The 1,329-nt window shown below is 35.4% G+C and carries 2 protein-coding genes; both read left to right on the top strand.

The features are described from left to right. Positions 1–167 precede the first annotated feature (167 nt). Positions 168–590 carry a hypothetical protein gene (locus Q1A70_RS19940; RefSeq protein ID WP_299695766.1) on the top strand — a complete coding sequence of 141 codons (423 nt, stop codon included), beginning with the start codon at positions 168–170 and terminating at the stop codon, positions 588–590. Next, positions 587–1,147, top strand: a complete 561-nt coding sequence (locus Q1A70_RS19935; RefSeq protein ID WP_065105828.1) for a hypothetical protein — start codon at positions 587–589, stop codon at positions 1,145–1,147. The genes Q1A70_RS19940 and Q1A70_RS19935 overlap by 4 nt, the downstream gene beginning before the upstream one ends. Positions 1,148–1,329 lie beyond the last annotated feature (182 nt).

Genomic DNA, 1,329 nt, shown 5'->3' with positions numbered 1-1,329 from the left:
CGGAGTCAATAAGAGAATGTCTCTGATCTGATCGTACGATTCTGATTTAGTTCACTCGATTTACGCAACAAAGCCGAGAGTTGCTAGGAAAGCGCATAAAGTGAAAATAAGTTATAAGTACAATGCGAATGAGCTAATTGAAATGAAATAGTCGCTGATTTAACGGGGTGCAACCCGTTAAACCAGCTAACCCAAAACCCGAAGAAATCCCAGATGAAGAGTGCGAGAAGCTATATAGTGAATTACGCACCTACTTGAAAGGAGTAAACAAACAAATAAGCGAGATTAAAAAAAGAGCCGAGAAAAAATATTACTGTAAAAGCTCCAAGAAAAAAGAGTTTACCGAGGATCTCGATGACGCAGCGGAAGATATAGTGGACAAACTAAATAGCTTTCATTGGACTCTGTCCAGATTTGGTAAAGACTATGCTCCGAGCTCAAAAATTGGATGTGGAGGTGGTCACATTGAAAGCGAGAAAAAAAGTAGAGAAGAATGTCCCCATAGGCTTAATATTACTGGAACTGGGCACGAAATTCGGAATAAACTAGGTAAGGTAATGGAACCTAGAAAGTTAGAGGCAGGCTCATGAGTGATTATTTTTTCGTAAAAGAAAACCAAATTACACCAATTTATGCAGTTCCTGATGAATATGAAGAAGCGGCATACAGCACAATATTTACTTTTCCATGTGGCCCTGTGCCTGTTTTAGCAAAATATAAGCCAGACGAAAAGTATATAATACCAGATGTTATAATGGAGCCTGATTTTTCCATATCTAGAAATATATATGATAGATTGAATATTGCAAACTTGTATGGTTCTAACTGGATACATATCAAATTAATTGATAAAGGTGAACATGATTTCATGATGTTGCAGTTAGCAAATGAACAAGATGTCATCTGTCATGAACAGAGTAATTTCAAAAGGTTCAAACGCGGAAATATCTCAGGTATGAAAAAAATCGTCATTGATCCTCAGAAAATTTTATCAATTCCTCTTCAAAAAAGACTAGTATTTAGAGACTCGGCTTGGGGATTTCACACATTCTTTCACAAAAGTATAGTAAAAGAAATTGAATCAACAACTCCAAATGGTGTTGAATTTATACCAATAGAACACTTTAATGAAGCGTGGGCCGGTTGATATGTATATCAAGTTTAATAAAGATAATATTAGTAAATTATTACCTGAAAAAAGACCAGGTATGATTTTTTCGAACCCTGATTTGTTTGTTATTTTCAATGATAACTTGGTTTTGTTGCTTAATTCAGATAGAAGACATGCCTGGTCCATAGTTGCCTAATTCTTAAACAATGCACTGAGTT

The sequence above is a fragment of the uncultured Vibrio sp. genome (assembly GCF_947488985.1).
Classification (GTDB): Bacteria; Pseudomonadota; Gammaproteobacteria; order Enterobacterales; family Vibrionaceae; genus Vibrio.
The sequence above is the reverse complement of the archived record's forward strand: the minus strand, read 5'-3'. Positions and strand labels throughout refer to the sequence as shown.